Here is a 17,414-nt window from a genome sequence, read left to right on the forward strand (position 1 = left end):
TATCTAAGAATATCGAAAGCTGGATGCAGCGAAAGCGGCACGTCCAGATTGAACGGAGAGGGGCGAAGGGTAATACCTTCCCTCGACTCCAACCCTGTGGATTGGTTTTGGGGCAATGGCGCAGGTAGTATGGTTACAGTGGTGGTTGATTGGGGCGCGTTTGCGGATTTTCCCTATTCTGGCAGTTGCTTGTTTTCCTTGGTTTTTAGCTGCTGGAGTGGCACAGCAAAATCTTAATTTGGGAGAGCGAGTTTTATGGTGGCTAGGACAAAGCACAGTCTTAATTAGTGGTTTTATTCTAGTTCTTTATTTTCTGCCGCAACTAAGTTTTATTTACCTTTTGCTGCCATTATTTCCTATATTTATGGCGATTGTTTCATTCTGTTCTGCATTGCTAAATAATCCTTGGAGCTATGCCCTTGGGAGTTCTTTATTTTTTGGTTGGGTATTAGCATCTGCCTTTCCATTATCGAAAATTTAGCCTGCACCTCTTAGGCGAGTATGTGAATGTAGAATCCCCGCGATCGCGCAGTATCTGAATCATACAATTCATTAGGAGAAGGCATCTCACCGCCAAAGCAAAGATAGCAGAACTATTTCCAGATTTTTCTGTAGTTTAACCAATCTAAACAAGCTTTTTCTAATTGGCTGAGGCACTTAAATGCTTTTCAGAATGTACTTTGAATGTGGTGTTGTTGTTTTGAATTATGAGCCGAAACAGAACTAAGACAGGCGAAACATAAACAGCCTTCACATTGCTTGCCCAATTGAAACTGTTGTAAACCCTTAGCCGGACTGAATGTTAGGTTGAACTTCGCGCAACCGACGTTCCAGAAAACGACGCTCACTGTCATTTGTCACTAATTCTAGTGCTCGTGTATAGCTCTGGGTCGCTTTCTCTAATGCTCCAACACGCCGGAATAAATCTGCACGGGTGGCATGAAACAGATGATAGCTGTCCAGTTCTGGAGCAAGGCTATCAATCAGTGCAAATGCGGCTTGAGGACTGTCTGCCATTGCGATCGCCACTGCTCGGTTCAAGGTCACAATGGGTGAGGGCTGCAAGCCCTCCAACACCTCATAGAGCCGCACGATCTGCACCCAGTCTGTTTCTTCGGCGCGGGTTGCCTGACAATGGAGGGCTGCGATCGCCGCTTGCAGGGCATACACTCCGGTTCCAAAGAGCAACGCTTCCTCTACCAGAGGTAACGCCTCAGCAATCTGTAGATGATTCCAACGACTGCGATCCTGATCTTCTAGCAAAATCAAATCGCCTGCCTCATCTAGACGCGCATTGCGCCGCGAATCGTGCAATAACATCAGCGCCACCAGTGCTGTGACTTCAGATGGGGGTTGGGGTGCCAGCAATTGCCGCACCAGTTGCCCCAAGCGAATCGCTTCGATGCAGAGGTCAGCCCGCACGATCGCATCTCCTTTGGTTGCGGCATAGCCTTCGTTGAAAATGAGATAGATGACTCTCAGGACTACCTCTATCCGGGGAGCGAGATCGGTCGTCTCGGGTACTTTGTAAGGAATGCCTGCGTCTCGAATTTTGCGTTTAGCACGAACTAACCGCTGTGCCATTGTTGCAGTCGGTATCAGAAAGGCGCGGGCAATTTCGTCGGTTTCCAGTCCACCCAACATTCGGAGGGTCAACGCTACTTGAGTTTCCGTTGCCAGTGCCGGGTGACAGCAGGTAAAGATTAATCGCAGGCGATCATCTGCAATTTCATCACTGTCATAGGTTGGTTCTTCAGTGGATGGAATTAAACCAGATGCCGCATACCACTCCAGTTTTTCGGTCAGTTTCGTACGTCGTCGGAGGTGATCGATCGCCTTGTACCGGGCAGTTCGGATAATCCAGGCACGGGGACGATCGGGAATACCGTCGCTTTCCCACTGATTCACTGCTGCTGTAAATGCTGCCTGTGCAGCTTCTTCAGCTACATCAAAATCTCCGACCAGCCGAATCAAAATAGCGACAATGCGCCCCCATTCAGTTCGATAAAGGGCAGCAATTGCTTGAGCCACATCTGTTTTTGGGATTGAAGCCATACCTTTCACAAAAAGACATAAAGAATTTTGGGCAAGGTGTCGATTTGAGCATTTGCCGTTCGACTTACTGATAAAGGGATATACAGTTCAATTGTACTAGATAAAATTTTTGCACTCAGGTGTCGATTTGGACAATTCCCGTTCGACTTAATCACAAAGGAGGTTTAGATGAAATATTTGCTGCTGATTTATATGGACGAAAACGCCATGAGCGACACCGAGCGGGAGCATTGTTATGGGGAATCTGCCCAACTTGCCCAGGACTTGCATACTCAAGGACAATTTCTGGCAACGGCTCCACTCCATCCTGTTGCAACCGCAACCAGTGTCCAAGTCCGTGATGGCAAATCACTCGTGACCGATGGGCCATTTGCCGAAACCCGCGAACAATTGGGTGGATTCTTCCTCGTTAATGCTCAGGATTTGGATGAAGCCATTGCGATCGCCACCCGCATCCCAGGTGCAAAAGTCGGCACCGTCGAAATCCGTCCTGTCATCGAAGTTGCAGGACTACCAGCACAGCCCTGACCGTCCTTAACCGCTTGAACGCAAGGAGAACCCTCATGCAAAACAATTCCAAAATCACTCCCTGTTTATGGTTTGACGATCAAGCCGAAGCTGCCGCTCAGTTTTATACGTCGATTTTTCGCAATTCCAAAATTGTCCACGTCAGTCGATATGGAGACGCTGGACAGGAAATCAAAGGAAAACCAGCCGGAGCAGTCATGACTGTCAGCTTTGAACTTGATGGTCAGCCGTTCACAGCACTGAACGGTGGTTCGACCTTCAAATTTAACGAGGCGATTTCCTTCCAAATCTTTTGCGATACCCAGGCGGACGTGGACGATTACTGGCAAAAATTGTCTGCAGGTGGGGATGAAACTGCACAGCAATGCGGCTGGCTCAAAGACAAATACGGCGTTTCCTGGCAAATTATTCCTCGCATTCTGATTGAGTTACTCAACTGCCCCGATGCGGCAATCTCTCAAAAAGTGACCACTACCATGCTGCAAATGAAGAAGATCGAGATTGATGAACTCAAACGTGTCGCTGCTGATTAGCGGTTCCTTCAAAGTTGCGCTTTGTGCTAATCAGCATACCCAACCCAATACTTGTCGGGTTTTTGGGAAAAGGGGAAGGTGAAAGGGGGAAGGGGAAAGAAAAAACCTTTAACCTTTACCCTTTAACCTTTTCCCCAAACCCAATGCCGAGTTGAAAATGCACAAAGCGTGCAGTATTGACACCCAACCCCTTGCAATCTAACTCAAAACCATTCAACAGGAGATTTCACAATGAAAGTCATGGTCTTTGTCAAAGCAACCCAAGACTCCGAAACTGGGGTCATGCCGAGCGAACAGCTTTTAACTCAAATGGGGCAGTACAACGAAGAATTAGCCAGGGCAGGTATCTTGCTCGCCGCTGAGGGGTTTCATCCTAGCTCAAAAGGGGTGCGAGTTCACTTTTCAGGAACCGATCACACCGTCACCCAGGGACCTTTCACTCCAGCGCAGGAGTTAGTGGCAGGGTACTGGCTGTGGCAGGTGAACTCAATGTCCGAGGCAGTTGCTTGGGTAAAGCGCTGCCCTAACCCTATGCCAGGAGACTCCGAGATTGAGATTCGTCCCGTATTCGAGGCAGAGGATTTTGCTGAAGTCCTGACACCCGCCTTAAGGGAGCAGGAAGACCGCATTCGCGCTCAACTTGAAACGCAGCAGCAAGAGTAACGTCATCAGCAACCGCGCAAATGATGTTCATGTGCGAACTATCCGCTCATCAAAACGCAGAATCGATTACAAAAGGAGAAATCAATGCAACTCAATTCTTACCTGATGTTCAACGGCAACTGTGAGGCAGCGTTCAAGTTCTATGAACAATGTCTGGGTGGGAAGATAACTATGATGATGACACACAAAGAAGCACCTTCCGCAGAAAATGTCTCACCGGAATGGCAGGACAAAATCATGCACGCTTGCCTTGAACTAGATGATCGCCTCCTGATGGGATCTGACTGCCCACCAGGATACTTTGAAACCCCGCAAGGTTTCTACGTACAAATTAGCGTTCCCCAAATCGCTGAGGCAGAACGGCTTTTTCATGCTCTAGCAGAAAACGGCAAGGTGAAGATGGCGATCGCGCAAACGTTCTGGTCATCGCGCTTTGGCATGTTGACCGATCAGTTTGGGACACCGTGGATGATCAACTGTGAACAAACCATCTGAGCCTATACCAACATCTGTCATTTGTCCTTTGTCCTTTGTAAATAGCCACTGACCACTGACCAACAACTAACTACACTAGGAGAAACCATGAGTACTCAAATTTTCGTCAACCTACCCGTCAAAGATCTCCAGCAATCGATCAAGTTTTTCACAAAACTTGGCTTTCAGTTCAACCCCCGATTTACCGATGAAACGGCCACCTGTATGATTGTGTCCGAAAGCATCTTTGTAATGCTTTTGACGCATGAGAAATTCAAGACATTCACGCCGAACCCGATTTGCGATGCCACAGAAAGTACCGAAGTGTTGACATGCTTATCAGTTGAGAGCCGAGAAAAAGTGGATCAGCTGGTTCGTGAAGCCGTTGCTGCTGATGGCACAACCTACAACGAACCTCAAGACCACGGATTTATGTACGCGCATGGATTTCAGGATTTAGATGGTCACATTTGGGAACTGATTTACATGGAACCCGAAGCAACCCATCCAGTTGAGGCTGAAAGGGAAGGAGCAGGAGTATGAACCACAACAGAACTTTCAACATACTGAAAAGCTAGTCGCGAAGCTACCAGATCCGCCTGTTCACTCTGTGCCTTCCAGGTTTCTAATCGCTTATGATGCACTTTGCCTGATGTATTGGTTAGCGTTGCTAAAGCAAGGTCAATCATGGCGCTAGAGGCTTCAACAGTAAACCAAAAAGTTTTTCTTCAAAAAGCGATCGCAGAAATTTATGTAACTTATAATACTTATGAATATCGAGTACTCTAACTAGCAGACATAAGATAGATTATGATTACATATGATTAGCTAGCCGATGATGGTTAATATTAACCTGATTGAATATAAATGCTTTCAACTAATTGATATTTACGCTCAATGGCTTGAGATAAAAAGGCTAACATCTGTTTGAGTATGAAAAGTGTACGATAAATTAATCGACTGCCTTTCCTTTTACGACTAATTCTGAGCCAAAGTAAATTCACCCAAATATTAACTAGGAGAAAAGATATACCAACAAAGAGTAATCTCAATACTGGATTTTTATTATTGGTTCTAATACGACAAATATTTTTAAGCCGATAGCTACTTTCGATGCCAAATCTTTGACGATAATCTTGATAAATGTAATCTAAATTTGTTTTGATTTTGTAGATAACATAAACAAAGTATTGAATTCCACGTTTTTTATGCTTTCCTTTTCTATATTTACAGATAATCCATAAATCAAATGTGACTGAATCATCTTTATCCCTAATAATTGTATGAGTAGTTTTATAACTTTTTTAATTCCTCAAAATTGTTGATTTTATTGAGATGATATCTAATATCATTGGCTGTGGGAAGGTTTTTTAATAATTTTGCTGTATTTTCAATACTATCTCCATTGCTAGCAGCATAAGTCAGAATCTCAAATAAAGTCTGTTGGTCACATACTCCTTGAGTTTGAATAGAAAAATTTTCTACTAAGCACTCAATAACCTCTTCAAGGGTTTCTGAGTCTGTTAAAACCAGTTCTGATGATGAAACAGTCAATTTTTTCAGCCAATCTGCTTGCTACACACTACTTTCATCATTTCATTTTTTGAAATCTTTCAGAGCGGTATAAACATTACTTATTTATTAAGTAAAATATAGCACATTAAATTACGCATACTTAATTAGCGATCGCTTTTTGGGAAAAACTTTTTGGTTTACTTTTCAATGCCGATGTAAGAGCGTGCCCCTTGTAAGAGCGCTTCTTTTCCAAACGATGCATCGCCACAGCCGAGATCGATGATGTCAAGCTGGTTGAGGTTACCTGCAAGTTCTAGAAAAATCGGACGTTCCAGTGTGTCATTGGGATTGTCACATTGAGTACGACGGGCAATGTACTTGGCTCGTACATCTGGATTGTCATAAAACTCTTCATGGTTTGACATGATTTTGGGTAGGTAGATTCGCAAGTATCTGGAGAGGTATGATTTCTTCCTTAACGATTTGTTTGTTTGAATAGTCCGGCAGCAAGCAAAACAATACCCGTTAAGAAGAGATAAGCGTTTTGAAGGAGATAGCTGTCAGCCGTCATGCTTCTAAAAGCAATAATCTCTGGGCTATCTCCGATGACTCTACCGCCCTGATTAACCAGTGAGGAGATTAATAAATTGAGACGAAGGTTAACCAGTGACGGCAGAAAAAATAGAACGATGAAGGCGATCGCAATCAAAATTATGCCGATCGTGACTAAATTGGAACTGGAAGAAAAACGTCGCAACATGGCTAAATTGTCGGAAAATGAGAACCTGAGAGAGTAATCCTTGCTTTGTCATCCCGTCGCTTTATCATCTGCTAAGCGATCGCGACTCTGGACTGGTTGCGGTTAGGTTTTCTAGTTCCCAGGCGATCGTTTGCCGCAACGCTTCCTCTTTAGTCATGGCTTCAACATAGCCTAACTCTTCTTGAAAACGAGTTGTGTCAGTTGCCAGATGATACTGCCACTGTAAATTCATCTGCAAATGAGAGGGGAGTTGATCTCTGGGAAGAGTTACTATCTCGCCATGCCAATTCACCAAATTTCCGAGCGCCTGGATTCGCTCCCGTAAAGTTGGAGTGGATGCTTCACCCAGGTTGTAAATGCGTCCAGCGGCACGATCGTCCGTGACAGCGAGTGTGATCGCTGCTGCAATATTCTCTACATAGCCATGAGAGAAGCGCCAATGGGCTTGTTCCTCCTCCAATAGAATCGGTTGCTGGTCAAACATCTGCCGAAGATAGGGTAGAAATCGATGCTGGCGCTCGCCAGGACCATACATAGCTGGCAACCGGAGAATTGTGGCAGGAAGTTCTGGGTGCTCCATTAGCATCTGTTCCACCAGGATCTTGTCATAATCCTGCTTAAACTCAAAGTCTAACGCCTCCAAGTCTCGATAGGGGTATCGCGTTTCCCGCAGTGGTGCATCTTCAGTTAAGGGCACTGGGTCAGGGGGATGGCTTTCCTGACCTTGCAAACCCTCATAGTTACGGTAAACATCTCCACTACTGATAGCAACAAGACGCTGAGTGCAGTTGCTAAACACCTGAACAACATCCTGTGCTTGTGCTTCTGTAAAAGGGATGATGTCGAGAACAACATCGGGAGAAAATTGTTCAAATTGGGCTTTGAAGTTGGGTAGTTGATTGCGTCTGCCATAGAAATGGGTCAGCGAATTTAATTCACTAGTAGTGGTGCTACCTCGGTGAAACAGGGCGACTTGATGCCCTTGCACCATTAATTGGTGAGTGACATGGGAACCAACAAAACCTGTTGCCCCGATCGCAAGAATTTTCATGGCATAGGATGAATCATAGGTAGAAGTTGCTACGCTTTACGCTTTGCCACTTTTGTCAGCCAAGCAGAGAAATTACCACAAGTGTCATCCAATACAGCGATTTTGACCTCTCCCATTGGAGTTGGTTTGGAATGAAAAACCACACCCAATTTCTTCAAGCGTTTATAGCCTCAGAACTTTTTCCTGGTCATCAACAAACACACTGTTGAGTTTGATCTTCACTGCTCCTGCTCCCAAAGTTGAGGATAATCAGCGATCGCTTTTGGGTCTGTTATTTGATTAACTTGTGATGGGAGAGAATTAGGCACATCGCGTTAATATAAGTATTCGAGTTCTGAGCTATTAGCATATTTACTACGAAAAGGCTATAAAATGCTTTTATTGTTTACATAATATAAAAAATTTGCACAAGTTTGAGCAAGTCGCTTTTTGCAGGTTCCCCTTTATGCAACCATTTGATTAACTCATCAGGATTTAACCAAAAACTCTCAATAAAATCATTTTCATTGTATTCTGGTTGAGAATCTAATTTGATTTCATAAACTTTCATAAAAGCAGATACTTGATGCTGATGTGGTATGAGATATCCTAGTAAACGAACTTTCAGCATTTTGAGTTCTAAGTTTAATTCTTCTTGAAGTTCGCGTTGCAGAGCATCTTCATAAGTTTCTCCACTCTCAACATGTCCGCCCATGCTGACATCAAGACAACGGGGAAAAATTTGTTTTTGAGCAGAACGGCGAGGTATCCAGAGTTGACCTAATGAATTAACAACAAAAGCATTGACAACTCTAAAATTGTATAAACCTTGATTATATATTTCTGAACGTTTCTTTTGTCCAATAACGCGATCTCGTTCGTCTACAATATCAAGTATCTCATCATTTTGCATCAGAGTTTTATCTTAGGCGTTATTTATATATTTTGGTTTTTAAATAAATTCTATATGTCTAGCAAAAGTTCAATTAAACATCTTTTTATTAAGCATCAGCATGGTTCAGTCATGCGTGAAGTAGAAGAACTCAACTTAAAAGTAGGTTATGGTATAGAAGGAGATATTAATGCTAATCCTATCAGCCCTAGGCAAATTTTAGTTGTGAGGTATGAAGATATTAGAGAATTAGCAATTTCCCCAGGAGAATTAAGAGAAAACCTAGTCATATCTGGGGTTGATTCTGCAACTTTTACTCCTGGTGCTCTGATAAATTTTGAGAGTGGTGCAGCGATTCGTTTAACTTTCCATTGTGAACCTTGTAAGCGCATAGCCTATTTAGTTGATTCCTTAAAAACTATTCAAGCTAAAAGAGGGATTTTAGGTGTAGTTATCAATTCAGGTAGAATTTATGTGGGTAATAATCTTCGTATTCAGGGTCATAAATTTCCGGCATTATCTGAACAACCTTATGAACGCTTTCTAAATTTTATAGTTAAAGTACCATCAGGCAAAGTAGTAACTTACAAACAGATAATTGCAGCAATTGGTGTAGATAACAGTTATCTGCGAGCGCTGCCGATATATCTCAAAAAAACATCTCCTGATGATTATCCAATCCACAGAATATTAAATTCTCAAGGTCAATTAATTAGATATATAAATAATCAAAAATCTAAATTAGAGTCCGAAAATATTGAAATTTTATATAATTCGGGTTTAGACAGGGAACCTCATACCTATTTTGTAGAGGTTGATAAATATCTATATAACAATATAACAATGTGAAAAATATCGGTTTTGATGGTTAACTGTGAACATTGAAAATCATTTAAGCTGAACTTCCACTTTCTCTAGTAATGATAGCAGCGGTAATCAAATGCGCTAACCGTAAAACCTCTGCTACTTGGCCACAGTCAGTTAAGCAGTGAAGTACAACAGCTACTATGGCAAACTTGTGATGGCAGAAAATTAGTCAGCATTGGTATTCAATCCAAACTAATTTTCCATAAACCTTCTAGCGGATTGAACTGTTGCAATTGACTATCGGTGGCGCTAGGCCAATCACTGCCATATATCAAGCCAACACTGAAGAAATTATTCACCCGATACTGCCCAAGTTTTCCAAAACCTTCGATATTTTTTGCGTCCGCGATTACTTGGCTGTTCAACTGTATATCCATTTGATTGCCATTATCAAAGTAAATCGTGGCTCGTTGTTTGTGAAAGCTGACCTGAATGTTGTAGACTCCACCAGTCGCATAATAATACGCTCTAGCAGGCAGCTTTTGACCATCAATGGAATGCCCTTTGTATTCAACTGCCATAGCAGGTGAGCTGAGTAATAACAAAGCAGATACAACCAACCTGAAGATTTTCATTGGTTTGTTAACAACAATCGTTGATCAAACTATTTTCTAGTCTAAAAGATAAATTTCATTGACGGAGCAATTACAAAGTATCAGTACGATAGATGGATTCAATCAACTCCTCAACTTCTTCTTCGTCTAAGCATTGTTTCACTTGGTTATTAAACCACTTTATCTCTTCAGGTTCTGTGTTTTGGAGTTGGTAAACCAGTAGTGTTCCTGCAACACGGGCAAAAGTCAGGGGTGATGGGGAAAGGTGGCTCAGTAGTTCAGATGCATTCTGGTATATTTGTATGACTGATGTTTCGTCCAAAGGAGACCCCAATTGAGCAGAAAGCTGTTTTAAGCTCTCTTGAATAGATAAATAAAAGTCTGGCTCTTGTTCATGTGACATAGGGTTACTTATAAACGCTGATCAATATGATTTTTTCTCAACTCGCAAAAAATTTAGGCACTGCTTTTACATCTACCGTAGCTTTTGAATCTCAGTGTTAGCTGTATTATAGCGATCAAGTTGTTTTTGCTCGAAAGCAAGTTTTGCAGCCTTTTGTAAATCTTCTATCGCCTGTGGCTTATAGCCTAAATTTGCATAAGCACGCCCTCGACTCATGTAGTAACTAGGAAGATAAGCTTTAGGGTCGTAGTCGTCTAAAAGCTCAGGAATACGAGATAATTTAGCTTTTTCAACTGCATCTTCAGTGACTTCAATTGCCTTAGTAAAATCCGCAATTGCACCGGGAATATTGTTGATATGAACGTAAGTTAGTCCTCTAAAGTGATAAGCTTCTTGCTTGTATCTGGAATAAGAATTATCGTCAATAACTTTTGTAAAATCTGCAATCGCTCCCTGAAAGTCTTGGAGCTTGTCTTTTGCAACTCCTCGAAAAATATAGGGAAGGTCTTTAGTTGGTAAAGGATTTTGACTCAGTAGCCAATTAAAATCTGCGATGGCTTCGCCAAAGCCTTCGGCTAACGCATCTTGTGGTTTTCCTAAGTCAAGGTAGGCTCTACCTCTCTGAAAATAAGCATTTGCCAGATAATTCGGCTCAAGAATAGAACGAACTTGCGGATTGATCTGAATTATTTTAGTAAAATCTGCAATCGCCGCTTGTTTTTGTCCTAAATAATTAAAACGGGTTTCACCACGCTCAGAATAAGCCTCGACAAAGTTGGGATTAACTTGAATCGCTTGATTATAAACTTCTACGGCTTCTTTGGGTTTATTTAACTGGCGAAGAATTTCACCTTGCTTAATGTACGGCTTTTCCAGTTTCGGGTCTTTACTAATGGCTGTTCTATATGCATATAGTGCATCCTGTTTCTTACCTTTACTAGCTAAAGCAAGTCCCTCATAGTAGTGAAACAACCCTGTAGATTTGGAATTAGGAAGAATTTCTTGCGCTTTGCGAGCATCCTGAAGCGCACCTTCATAATCTTTATCTCGCCATCGAGCAAAGCTCCTTTGTCCGTAAATAATTGCTAACTGCTGATTTGGAGCCAGAACTCGTTTGCATGTCACCTCAAATTCGCTCGTTCCTTGGCGAGCAAGTCTAAAAGTGACGGGTGTATTAGCTTCACCCTGGAGCATTTTCTGTAATTGGATATCTGTTTTATTGACTGTGGGTTGATTGTCTATTGCCAAAATGCGATCATTTTGTCTAATTCCGGCTTGAGCCGCAGGTAATTTATAAGGAACATCAGTAATAATTGGTAGTTTGGTATTGGGGTCAATACTAAATTGGATACCTACTTGCGATGTCAGAGGTTTGAGGTAACGTAGAGCTTGCGTATAATCTGCGATCGCTTTTTTGGTGGAATCGACATCGAAAGATTTACTCTGACTATACCCTCGCCAAAAGTAGGCTTCACCATTTTGGGGTTGAATCCGCAGCAGTTGGTTCAAATCTGCGCTAGCTGCTTGATAGTCTTCTCGGTTAATTTTGGCTCTAGCTTGTTCTAGAAGTACTGAAGCCTGAGCATTTTGCTGATGATTCTGCCAAAATGCAATTCCCAACCCACTGAGTAAAATAACAGTCACTCCGCCAGCAACCATTAACCAAACTCGCTGAGGTAACTGACGCAAGCGGTGAGTCACATTCACCGACTGTTTTACAGGCAAAGATGAAGGTTGACGGGTTGCTATTTTCACAGTATCTCGCAAAACTGTCAGTGCGTCTGCCGCAGTTTGATAACGCTGGCGGTAATCTACACGCACCATGCGATCAACAATAGCAGCAAACTCAGAACTTACCTGAGCGCGATCGCGCCACATCATCTCACCAGCACTAAGATTATCGGGATCTTTTAACCTTAAGAGGTCACTTATTCCTAAACCTGTCAGAGCTTGAATCCCCATGATCCCAACAGCGTAAATATCGCTACTATATTGAGGATAACCATTCAATTGTTCCAGTGGCATATACCCTCTAGTGCCAATTACCACTGTTGAAATCACCTGTCCTTGAGAATTGACGGTTTGTGTAGCCAGTTCTTTTACGGCTCCAAAATCAATTAAGTAGAGCTTGCGATCGGACTGGCGGCGGATTAAATTAGCAGGCTTAATATCTCGGTGAATCACTCCTTGTCCGTGAACAAAAGTTAAAATTTCCAAGACTGCAATTAAGAGTTGGCGAACTTTTTCTTCAGACCAAGGATGTCCAACTTGAATTTCTGCTGCCAAAGTAGAACCAGGAATGAATTCTTGAACTAAATAAAACTCTTTTTGTTGTTCAAAATAGGCAAATAATCTCGGAATTTGTGCATAGTGACCCAATTTTTCTAAAGTTTCTGCTTCCTTAGCAAACAGGTCACGGGCAATTTTGATTGTATTCGGGTCTTGATTTGGGGGACGAAGCTGTTTAACAACACAAATAGGATTACCAGGACGCTTCGTATCTTCTGCTAGATACGTATGTCCAAACCCTCCTGCAGACAGAGAGCTAATAATTTTATAACGCCTGTCTAAAAGTAGACCAATCACAATCTTTGGATTTGATAAATTATCGAAATTACAGACTGTATAATTTCATTTTTTTTCAATAATATTGCTAATATAACGCATCACTCGTGTCATATCATGTAACTAATAAAATATTTCTAAAGTATCAATTTTTAGGAAAATTCTACCTAATTCTTGCTCAACTGTCGTAGAAATGTTTAATTCGCTCCAGTAAATATTTTATCAATATTACCAGCGAGAAATTTTAGGCGATCGCTAATTCAAATTTCTCACCTCAATCAGCAAATTTCAGTATAATCGCTAATTTCTAGCTGAGTATGATAGGAAAATTTTTTTGAGCAAATAGCATAACCTAGCTTAAAAGCATCTAAGAGTTACGTAGCGTTTTTATAAAAAATTTCAAATCCAAATAAAACTAATTCTTTAGATAGAAGCACCTCGAAAATATCAGTTTTAGGTTTAAGGCTAAGTGTCGTAACTACTTTTCGCACAAACAATATTGAAGAGCGCATAAGAGCTTAACTACTAAACTTCTTAATCATAGCTAGGATATTTTTTTGGATTGGTGCAAACAGTACAGTTTGTTTGGGATAACACTCAGGAGATAACAACAATGACAATTAATCATGGGATATTATCGCAACCAGGTGAGGGGGATAGTTATTCAGTAGCAGGTGATATAACCACTATTAAAGCTACGAGTGAACAAACAGATGGTAAGTATGCATTGTTTGAAGTAGTACTTGCACCCCAATTAGGCCCGCCACCGCATATTCATAGTCGAGAAGATGAAGCATTTTACATTCAGGAAGGTTCAGTTGAGTTTTATCTTGATAAACAAACGGTTTTAGCCACTCCCGGAACATTCTTGCATTCTCCTAAAGGTCAACTCCATAGTTTTAAAAATATTGGTTTTACACCTGCAAAAATGTTGATTTGGGCTACTCCAGGTGGAATAGAAAAGTTTTTTGCACAAGTCGGAACTAAAGTAGAGAATTCGTCAGTTCCACCATTACCGATAACTCCAGAAGTGATTGAACGGATATTAGCAACTGCTCCTGAGTATGGAATTAGAATTTTTATTTCTGAACCTGGTATTTCGCAATAAAAACCTAAGCAAGGTTAGATTTTTTATCATAAAGTTATTAGTTTAGTGGAGGCGACACAGACAATTAAGCTAACACTAAGTGACAGTGAAGGTGGCATACCTTGTATACTCCAGCGTCCATTCAGCAATGAACCTACCACCCTTTCAAAGGTAGTTGATACAAATAGCCAACTATAGATTGTAGATATGATCAGAATTCAGGAGCCAGAAGGGTTAAAAAATGAGGATAAATATTTGAGAAGTTAATTTACTAATCTATTAAATTACCTCTAAAATCTGAATTCTGGCTCCTGGGTGCCGAATTATTAATAGAAATGCACTTTTAGAAAGATATTTTATCAACCCCAAGTTAGAAATCTTTTATATTTTACGGTAGAAGATTTTTAAATTTTAATTTAGTAAAGTAATTCATTATCTCACTAAAGTTTTTTGAAAAAACATATCTTTCGATTAGAAAATACTAAAATTTATGCCTTCAGAATCATCATCTAGCGACCTGACACAAACACCTAAAACAATTGATATAGATGGACAGCGCCCAGTTGACCCCAGTAATATTGAAATTAAGGAAACGCTGCATATAGATGGGCAGCGTCCGATTGCCAAGGCTGAAAATTATTCAGAAAAAACAATTGATATAGATGGCCAACGCCCGATTGCTAAGAGTGATTTTCCAGAGCATGAGATGTTAACAGTAGATGGCAAACGTCCAATTGATCCTAATAATTTAGAGATAGAAGAAATTCTCGAGATAGACGGTCAACGTCCGATTGCTAAGAATAATTTTCAAGTTCAAGATACTCTAGAAATAGATGGTAGCCGTCCAATTTCAGAGAACGCTGTTGAAACGCAAATGCCCGCTGGCTATATGGATTAAAATCATCAAATTCAACGATTTTTTCTTAGCAATCGCTACATCATTCAGAATTAATCAGCCAAAACAATTGCTCAAGTTACAACTAACTTAAATCCCTCATAGAGATTGAAACTAACTACTAGCAAGATTGTAAAAGTTGTTTCTGACAGGCTCTTAGAGAAAACTCTTGTATTTTTTAGTGACAAAAACTTGAACGCGCATCGCCAAAGCTTAGGCGGCGATTGTCACCTCGGTAGTGTCTACTCCTTTGGTGCCATCTACTTTGGCGGCTACACCTTCAAGAGCATTTAGGATGTCCTGGCTTGACACAGAACCCTTGAGGACAATAGTGTTACCATCTTGACAGATTTGTAGAGTTTCAATTTCATCGATATGTGGTGCTTGCTCGAAAGCCTCAGCCACACGCTTAGCTAAGCCTAGTTGATCGTATTCACCCTCAAGTCCCATATATTCAGGAGGTGGAGGAGGTTGATGCTCTCCAGCCTTCTCACGTCGAGCTTGATCGTATTCACCAGTCAGCCCAGGACTCATACTCGTCTCCGATTGCCCAGCGTCCCTTGTTTTTAGTAGGCTGCTTGTTTCTTGTTCACAAACTCTTTTTAGCCAACTCATGAGTCTTACCTAGTTACCATAGTTTATATCTTTCTACTCGCTTGGCTGTTGATTTTTTGGTTTCCAAACCGTAAATTCTTACAGAAATAAGGCAATGAATTAAGCTTCATTTGTGATTAGCGAGTATTTCTTTCAAGATAACTATCATTACTGTTGATAACTTCTACTAAAAGAAAGGGTTTTATATTAACCTTTAATTCCCACGGATCTAAAACATATGCAGAACGCGATCAATACAGCAAAAAGCAGTACCAAGGCAATAATAAGCCAAATAGATGGAAATTTTCATACAAATACATCAATTCAAGGTTGTTTGACCATTTTTAATGAGAAAGCATAAATTTGTTAGCGATATTTTTCCCTCAACTTGCTTAAGGTTTCCGCAGCAGTACGGCGAATCATTTCATCCGCATAGTAGCTGTTGGGAATAGTCGTCGCCCTTTCCAAGGCATCTAGAACGGTTGGAGTCGGGTTATTTAATTGATTTAGGGCATCAATGACATTTAACGGGACACAGTATTCGGTACTGCAAATATGAGTTGCGATCGCATTTACCATTTCATCATCCCCAAAGCCCAACGCACCACTCGCCGTTAGTACCTCATTCAGCACCCGAAAATCTAATGGTGCTTCAATATAGCGCAAAAAAGCATTGCGGGTGTCACAGATGCGATGGCGGCAGCCACTCCTTCCAGGAGTATCGCCCCAAGAACTGAGGATTTGAGGACACAAAGAACAAATCGAAGGTTCTGGATCGTGAAAGAGTGTATATCGAACCACTTCTGCGTTCTCATCTGTCCAAGGTTCATTCCACAAATCCGTGAAAAAAACATAGCGATCGCTCGGATCGATGGGTAAAGCGTTTACGTTCATCTACAAGCCAAAAATGCGAAGCAATTTTCTATAATTTAGGATATAAGCTCGATGGAGTTGAGTAGTTTAATTCGCCCTCCTTCCCATCCAGTAATCAGTTGATACTGATTGCCATGTATTTCCATTCGTAAGGTTTCAGGTTGTTCCAGTTGGGCAGTTCTGAAGGTAGCTAAAGCGCGTTCGCGAAGCGACTCCAAAGGAGTATCGCGAAACTCAACATCATCCATGATTCCGACTGGATAAAGCGGATCGAAGACCATCCAGTCCAAACTTAAATCAAATTCCTGAATTGGCATATCCCCTACCATCCAAAGAAATTCAGCCTCATCAACGCATCGTCTCAGATGAGGATAAGTGCCCATTAGTTGGGAATAGACGCTTTCAGGTATTTCGCAATTGAGCAATCCGACAGCATCAAGTTCCTGAAGCAATTTTGTGCGACAGGGTTCTACTAAGTTGGGTTGATATAGGTGCCCTTGATTGGCAAAAAACTGCATATAATCCGCAGCAATTGTTTCTAATTTTCGGAGAACGCTAGGGACGAACCCAGTTACCTCAGCCCAGCCAAACCGTAAATCCCACTCATCTTCGGAAAAAAGCTGTACACATAAAGGAAAGTTTAACTCCCCCGCTTTAATCTGTTGAGTGACTTGAATGATTTTGTTAATGCTACTTTGCGGGATATAGTGACCGCAACCATCCCAACCTGCAAAGTTTGGACTTACATACCAGAAAGGTTCAGTGGGTGGATATCCTGTTCGTTGCTGATATCGCTCGATTTCTTGCTGGAATTCTGCACCCTCAATCGCTACATCATGCCCCAAAATCGACCGAAGCTGGAAATAAATGACTCCATTACCGAATTCTTGCCCACTGACAAACGCCTGATGTAATTGATTATGGATGCTCTCAACTCGCGTTGAACCTGACTCAAAGACAAAATCCTCACCTGGTTCTGCCAAGGGTAATAAAAATTCGATGATGTTTTGGTAATATCCTTCAGATATAAAGCGCAGCTCATTATCTTTTGCCAAGACGACGAGGGGGTAATCATCAATTAACAATCGCAGATAGATTTTCCAGCCTGGGTATTCCATCAGTTCGC

The 17,414-nt window shown here is 41.5% G+C and carries 20 protein-coding genes and 1 pseudogene; 10 read left to right on the forward strand and 11 right to left on the reverse strand.

The features are described 5' to 3' along the window. The first annotated feature begins 115 nt into the window (after positions 1-115). Complete coding sequence (locus tag AACU25_RS33430) at positions 116-481, forward strand: hypothetical protein (protein WP_096583082.1); 366 nt, start codon at positions 116-118, stop codon at positions 479-481. Positions 482-786: 305 nt separating this feature from the next. Here the strand turns inward: AACU25_RS33430 and AACU25_RS33435 are convergent, their stop codons facing one another. Then, entirely contained in the window at positions 787-2,055 is a 1,269-nt protein-coding gene (locus AACU25_RS33435) for an RNA polymerase sigma factor (protein ID WP_096583084.1), read from the reverse strand. A 168-nt stretch (positions 2,056-2,223) separates the two neighbouring features. Between AACU25_RS33435 and AACU25_RS33440 the strand changes: the two genes are divergently transcribed. The 5 genes from AACU25_RS33440 to AACU25_RS33460 all read left to right on the forward strand — a co-directional run bounded on the left by AACU25_RS33440 (position 2,224) and on the right by AACU25_RS33460 (position 4,796). Then, positions 2,224-2,583 (forward strand): YciI family protein, encoded by a 360-nt coding sequence (locus AACU25_RS33440; RefSeq protein ID WP_012408899.1) that lies wholly within the window; start codon positions 2,224-2,226, stop codon positions 2,581-2,583. A 35-nt stretch (positions 2,584-2,618) separates the two neighbouring features. Further along, positions 2,619-3,116: a VOC family protein gene (locus AACU25_RS33445; RefSeq protein ID WP_096583086.1), complete on the forward strand. Its 498-nt coding sequence runs from the start codon at positions 2,619-2,621 to the stop codon at positions 3,114-3,116. Positions 3,117-3,347: 231 nt separating this feature from the next. Continuing rightward, positions 3,348-3,779 carry a YciI family protein gene (locus AACU25_RS33450; protein WP_096583088.1) on the forward strand — a complete coding sequence of 144 codons (432 nt, stop codon included), beginning with the start codon at positions 3,348-3,350 and terminating at the stop codon, positions 3,777-3,779. An 84-nt stretch (positions 3,780-3,863) separates the two neighbouring features. Further along, positions 3,864-4,274, forward strand: a complete 411-nt coding sequence (locus tag AACU25_RS33455; protein WP_096583090.1) for a VOC family protein — start codon at positions 3,864-3,866, stop codon at positions 4,272-4,274. 87 nt (positions 4,275-4,361) lie between these two features. After that, a complete protein-coding gene (locus AACU25_RS33460) occupies positions 4,362-4,796 on the forward strand; it encodes a VOC family protein (RefSeq protein WP_096583092.1) in 435 nt (144 codons plus the stop codon). Positions 4,797-5,101: 305 nt separating this feature from the next. Here AACU25_RS33460 and AACU25_RS37030 read toward each other — a convergent pair. Both AACU25_RS37030 and AACU25_RS33470 read right to left on the reverse strand, forming a co-directional pair. Further along, a pseudogene (locus AACU25_RS37030) lies at positions 5,102-5,807 on the reverse strand (hypothetical protein). Positions 5,808-5,965: 158 nt separating this feature from the next. After that, positions 5,966-6,217 (reverse strand): hypothetical protein, encoded by a 252-nt coding sequence (locus tag AACU25_RS33470; protein WP_339382098.1) that lies wholly within the window; start codon positions 6,215-6,217, stop codon positions 5,966-5,968. Positions 6,218-6,415: 198 nt separating this feature from the next. Here AACU25_RS33470 and AACU25_RS33475 point away from each other — a divergent pair, with 198 nt between their 5' ends. After that, complete coding sequence (locus tag AACU25_RS33475) at positions 6,416-6,565, forward strand: hypothetical protein (RefSeq protein ID WP_190446003.1); 150 nt, start codon at positions 6,416-6,418, stop codon at positions 6,563-6,565. Positions 6,566-6,592: 27 nt separating this feature from the next. Here AACU25_RS33475 and AACU25_RS33480 read toward each other — a convergent pair whose 3' ends face one another. Both AACU25_RS33480 and AACU25_RS33485 read right to left on the reverse strand, forming a co-directional pair. After that, positions 6,593-7,579 (reverse strand): NAD-dependent epimerase/dehydratase family protein, encoded by a 987-nt coding sequence (locus tag AACU25_RS33480; protein WP_096583096.1) that lies wholly within the window; start codon positions 7,577-7,579, stop codon positions 6,593-6,595. Positions 7,580-7,964: 385 nt separating this feature from the next. Further along, the gene (locus tag AACU25_RS33485) at positions 7,965-8,471 is read right to left on the reverse strand and encodes an NUDIX hydrolase (RefSeq protein WP_190446004.1); all 507 of its coding nucleotides are present in this window, start codon (positions 8,469-8,471) and stop codon (positions 7,965-7,967) included. A 111-nt stretch (positions 8,472-8,582) separates the two neighbouring features. Here AACU25_RS33485 and AACU25_RS33490 point away from each other — a divergent pair, with 111 nt between their 5' ends. Beyond that, the gene (locus AACU25_RS33490) at positions 8,583-9,299 is read left to right on the forward strand and encodes an MGMT family protein (protein ID WP_339382099.1); all 717 of its coding nucleotides are present in this window, start codon (positions 8,583-8,585) and stop codon (positions 9,297-9,299) included. Between the two features lie 200 nt (positions 9,300-9,499). Here the strand turns inward: AACU25_RS33490 and AACU25_RS33495 are convergent, their stop codons facing one another. The 3 genes from AACU25_RS33495 to AACU25_RS33505 all read right to left on the reverse strand — a co-directional run bounded on the left by AACU25_RS33495 (position 9,500) and on the right by AACU25_RS33505 (position 12,860). Further along, on the reverse strand, positions 9,500-9,892 hold the full coding sequence (locus AACU25_RS33495) for a hypothetical protein (protein WP_096583102.1): 393 nt from the start codon (positions 9,890-9,892) through the stop codon (positions 9,500-9,502). Positions 9,893-9,962: 70 nt separating this feature from the next. Then, entirely contained in the window at positions 9,963-10,274 is a 312-nt protein-coding gene (locus tag AACU25_RS33500; RefSeq protein WP_199347502.1) for a hypothetical protein, read from the reverse strand. Positions 10,275-10,346: 72 nt separating this feature from the next. Next, positions 10,347-12,860, reverse strand: coding sequence for a protein kinase domain-containing protein (locus AACU25_RS33505; RefSeq protein WP_096583106.1), 2,514 nt, complete (start codon positions 12,858-12,860; stop codon positions 10,347-10,349). Positions 12,861-13,452: 592 nt separating this feature from the next. Between AACU25_RS33505 and AACU25_RS33510 the strand changes: the two genes are divergently transcribed. Both AACU25_RS33510 and AACU25_RS33515 read left to right on the forward strand, forming a co-directional pair. Further along, positions 13,453-13,947: a quercetin 2,3-dioxygenase gene (locus AACU25_RS33510; protein ID WP_096583108.1), complete on the forward strand. Its 495-nt coding sequence runs from the start codon at positions 13,453-13,455 to the stop codon at positions 13,945-13,947. A 469-nt stretch (positions 13,948-14,416) separates the two neighbouring features. Continuing rightward, on the forward strand, positions 14,417-14,824 hold the full coding sequence (locus AACU25_RS33515) for a hypothetical protein (RefSeq protein ID WP_096583110.1): 408 nt from the start codon (positions 14,417-14,419) through the stop codon (positions 14,822-14,824). Between the two features lie 210 nt (positions 14,825-15,034). Here the strand turns inward: AACU25_RS33515 and AACU25_RS33520 are convergent, their stop codons facing one another. From AACU25_RS33520 to AACU25_RS33530, 3 genes are all read right to left on the reverse strand, one after another. Then, entirely contained in the window at positions 15,035-15,355 is a 321-nt protein-coding gene (locus AACU25_RS33520; RefSeq protein ID WP_321206875.1) for a BON domain-containing protein, read from the reverse strand. Positions 15,356-15,781: 426 nt separating this feature from the next. Beyond that, positions 15,782-16,309 (reverse strand): hypothetical protein, encoded by a 528-nt coding sequence (locus AACU25_RS33525; protein WP_096583114.1) that lies wholly within the window; start codon positions 16,307-16,309, stop codon positions 15,782-15,784. A 35-nt stretch (positions 16,310-16,344) separates the two neighbouring features. Next, positions 16,345-17,406, reverse strand: a complete 1,062-nt coding sequence (locus AACU25_RS33530; RefSeq protein ID WP_190446005.1) for a hypothetical protein — start codon at positions 17,404-17,406, stop codon at positions 16,345-16,347. Between the last annotated feature and the right edge of the window lie 8 nt (positions 17,407-17,414).

The sequence above is a fragment of the Tolypothrix tenuis PCC 7101 genome, assembly GCF_963874875.1.
GTDB lineage: Bacteria > Cyanobacteriota > Cyanobacteriia > Cyanobacteriales > Nostocaceae > Aulosira > Aulosira tenue.

Bases quoted from the DNA above. Each gene is read 5' to 3' on its own strand.
- AACU25_RS33430 (WP_096583082.1), top strand. From the start codon at position 116: ATGGCGCAGGTAGTATGGTTACAGTGGTGGTTGATTGGGGCGCGTTTG.
- AACU25_RS33435 (WP_096583084.1), bottom strand. From the start codon at position 2,055: ATGGCTTCAATCCCAAAAACAGATGTGGCTCAAGCAATTGCTGCCCTT.
- AACU25_RS33440 (WP_012408899.1), top strand. From the start codon at position 2,224: ATGAAATATTTGCTGCTGATTTATATGGACGAAAACGCCATGAGCGAC.
- AACU25_RS33445 (WP_096583086.1), top strand. From the start codon at position 2,619: ATGCAAAACAATTCCAAAATCACTCCCTGTTTATGGTTTGACGATCAA.
- AACU25_RS33450 (WP_096583088.1), top strand. From the start codon at position 3,348: ATGAAAGTCATGGTCTTTGTCAAAGCAACCCAAGACTCCGAAACTGGG.
- AACU25_RS33455 (WP_096583090.1), top strand. From the start codon at position 3,864: ATGCAACTCAATTCTTACCTGATGTTCAACGGCAACTGTGAGGCAGCG.
- AACU25_RS33460 (WP_096583092.1), top strand. From the start codon at position 4,362: ATGAGTACTCAAATTTTCGTCAACCTACCCGTCAAAGATCTCCAGCAA.
- AACU25_RS33480 (WP_096583096.1), bottom strand. From the start codon at position 7,579: ATGAAAATTCTTGCGATCGGGGCAACAGGTTTTGTTGGTTCCCATGTC.
- AACU25_RS33485 (WP_190446004.1), bottom strand. From the start codon at position 8,471: ATGCAAAATGATGAGATACTTGATATTGTAGACGAACGAGATCGCGTT.
- AACU25_RS33490 (WP_339382099.1), top strand. From the start codon at position 8,583: ATGCGTGAAGTAGAAGAACTCAACTTAAAAGTAGGTTATGGTATAGAA.
- AACU25_RS33495 (WP_096583102.1), bottom strand. From the start codon at position 9,892: ATGAAAATCTTCAGGTTGGTTGTATCTGCTTTGTTATTACTCAGCTCA.
- AACU25_RS33500 (WP_199347502.1), bottom strand. From the start codon at position 10,274: ATGTCACATGAACAAGAGCCAGACTTTTATTTATCTATTCAAGAGAGC.
- AACU25_RS33510 (WP_096583108.1), top strand. From the start codon at position 13,453: ATGACAATTAATCATGGGATATTATCGCAACCAGGTGAGGGGGATAGT.
- AACU25_RS33515 (WP_096583110.1), top strand. From the start codon at position 14,417: ATGCCTTCAGAATCATCATCTAGCGACCTGACACAAACACCTAAAACA.
- AACU25_RS33520 (WP_321206875.1), bottom strand. From the start codon at position 15,355: ATGAGTCCTGGGCTGACTGGTGAATACGATCAAGCTCGACGTGAGAAG.
- AACU25_RS33525 (WP_096583114.1), bottom strand. From the start codon at position 16,309: ATGAACGTAAACGCTTTACCCATCGATCCGAGCGATCGCTATGTTTTT.
- AACU25_RS33530 (WP_190446005.1), bottom strand. From the start codon at position 17,406: ATGGAATACCCAGGCTGGAAAATCTATCTGCGATTGTTAATTGATGAT.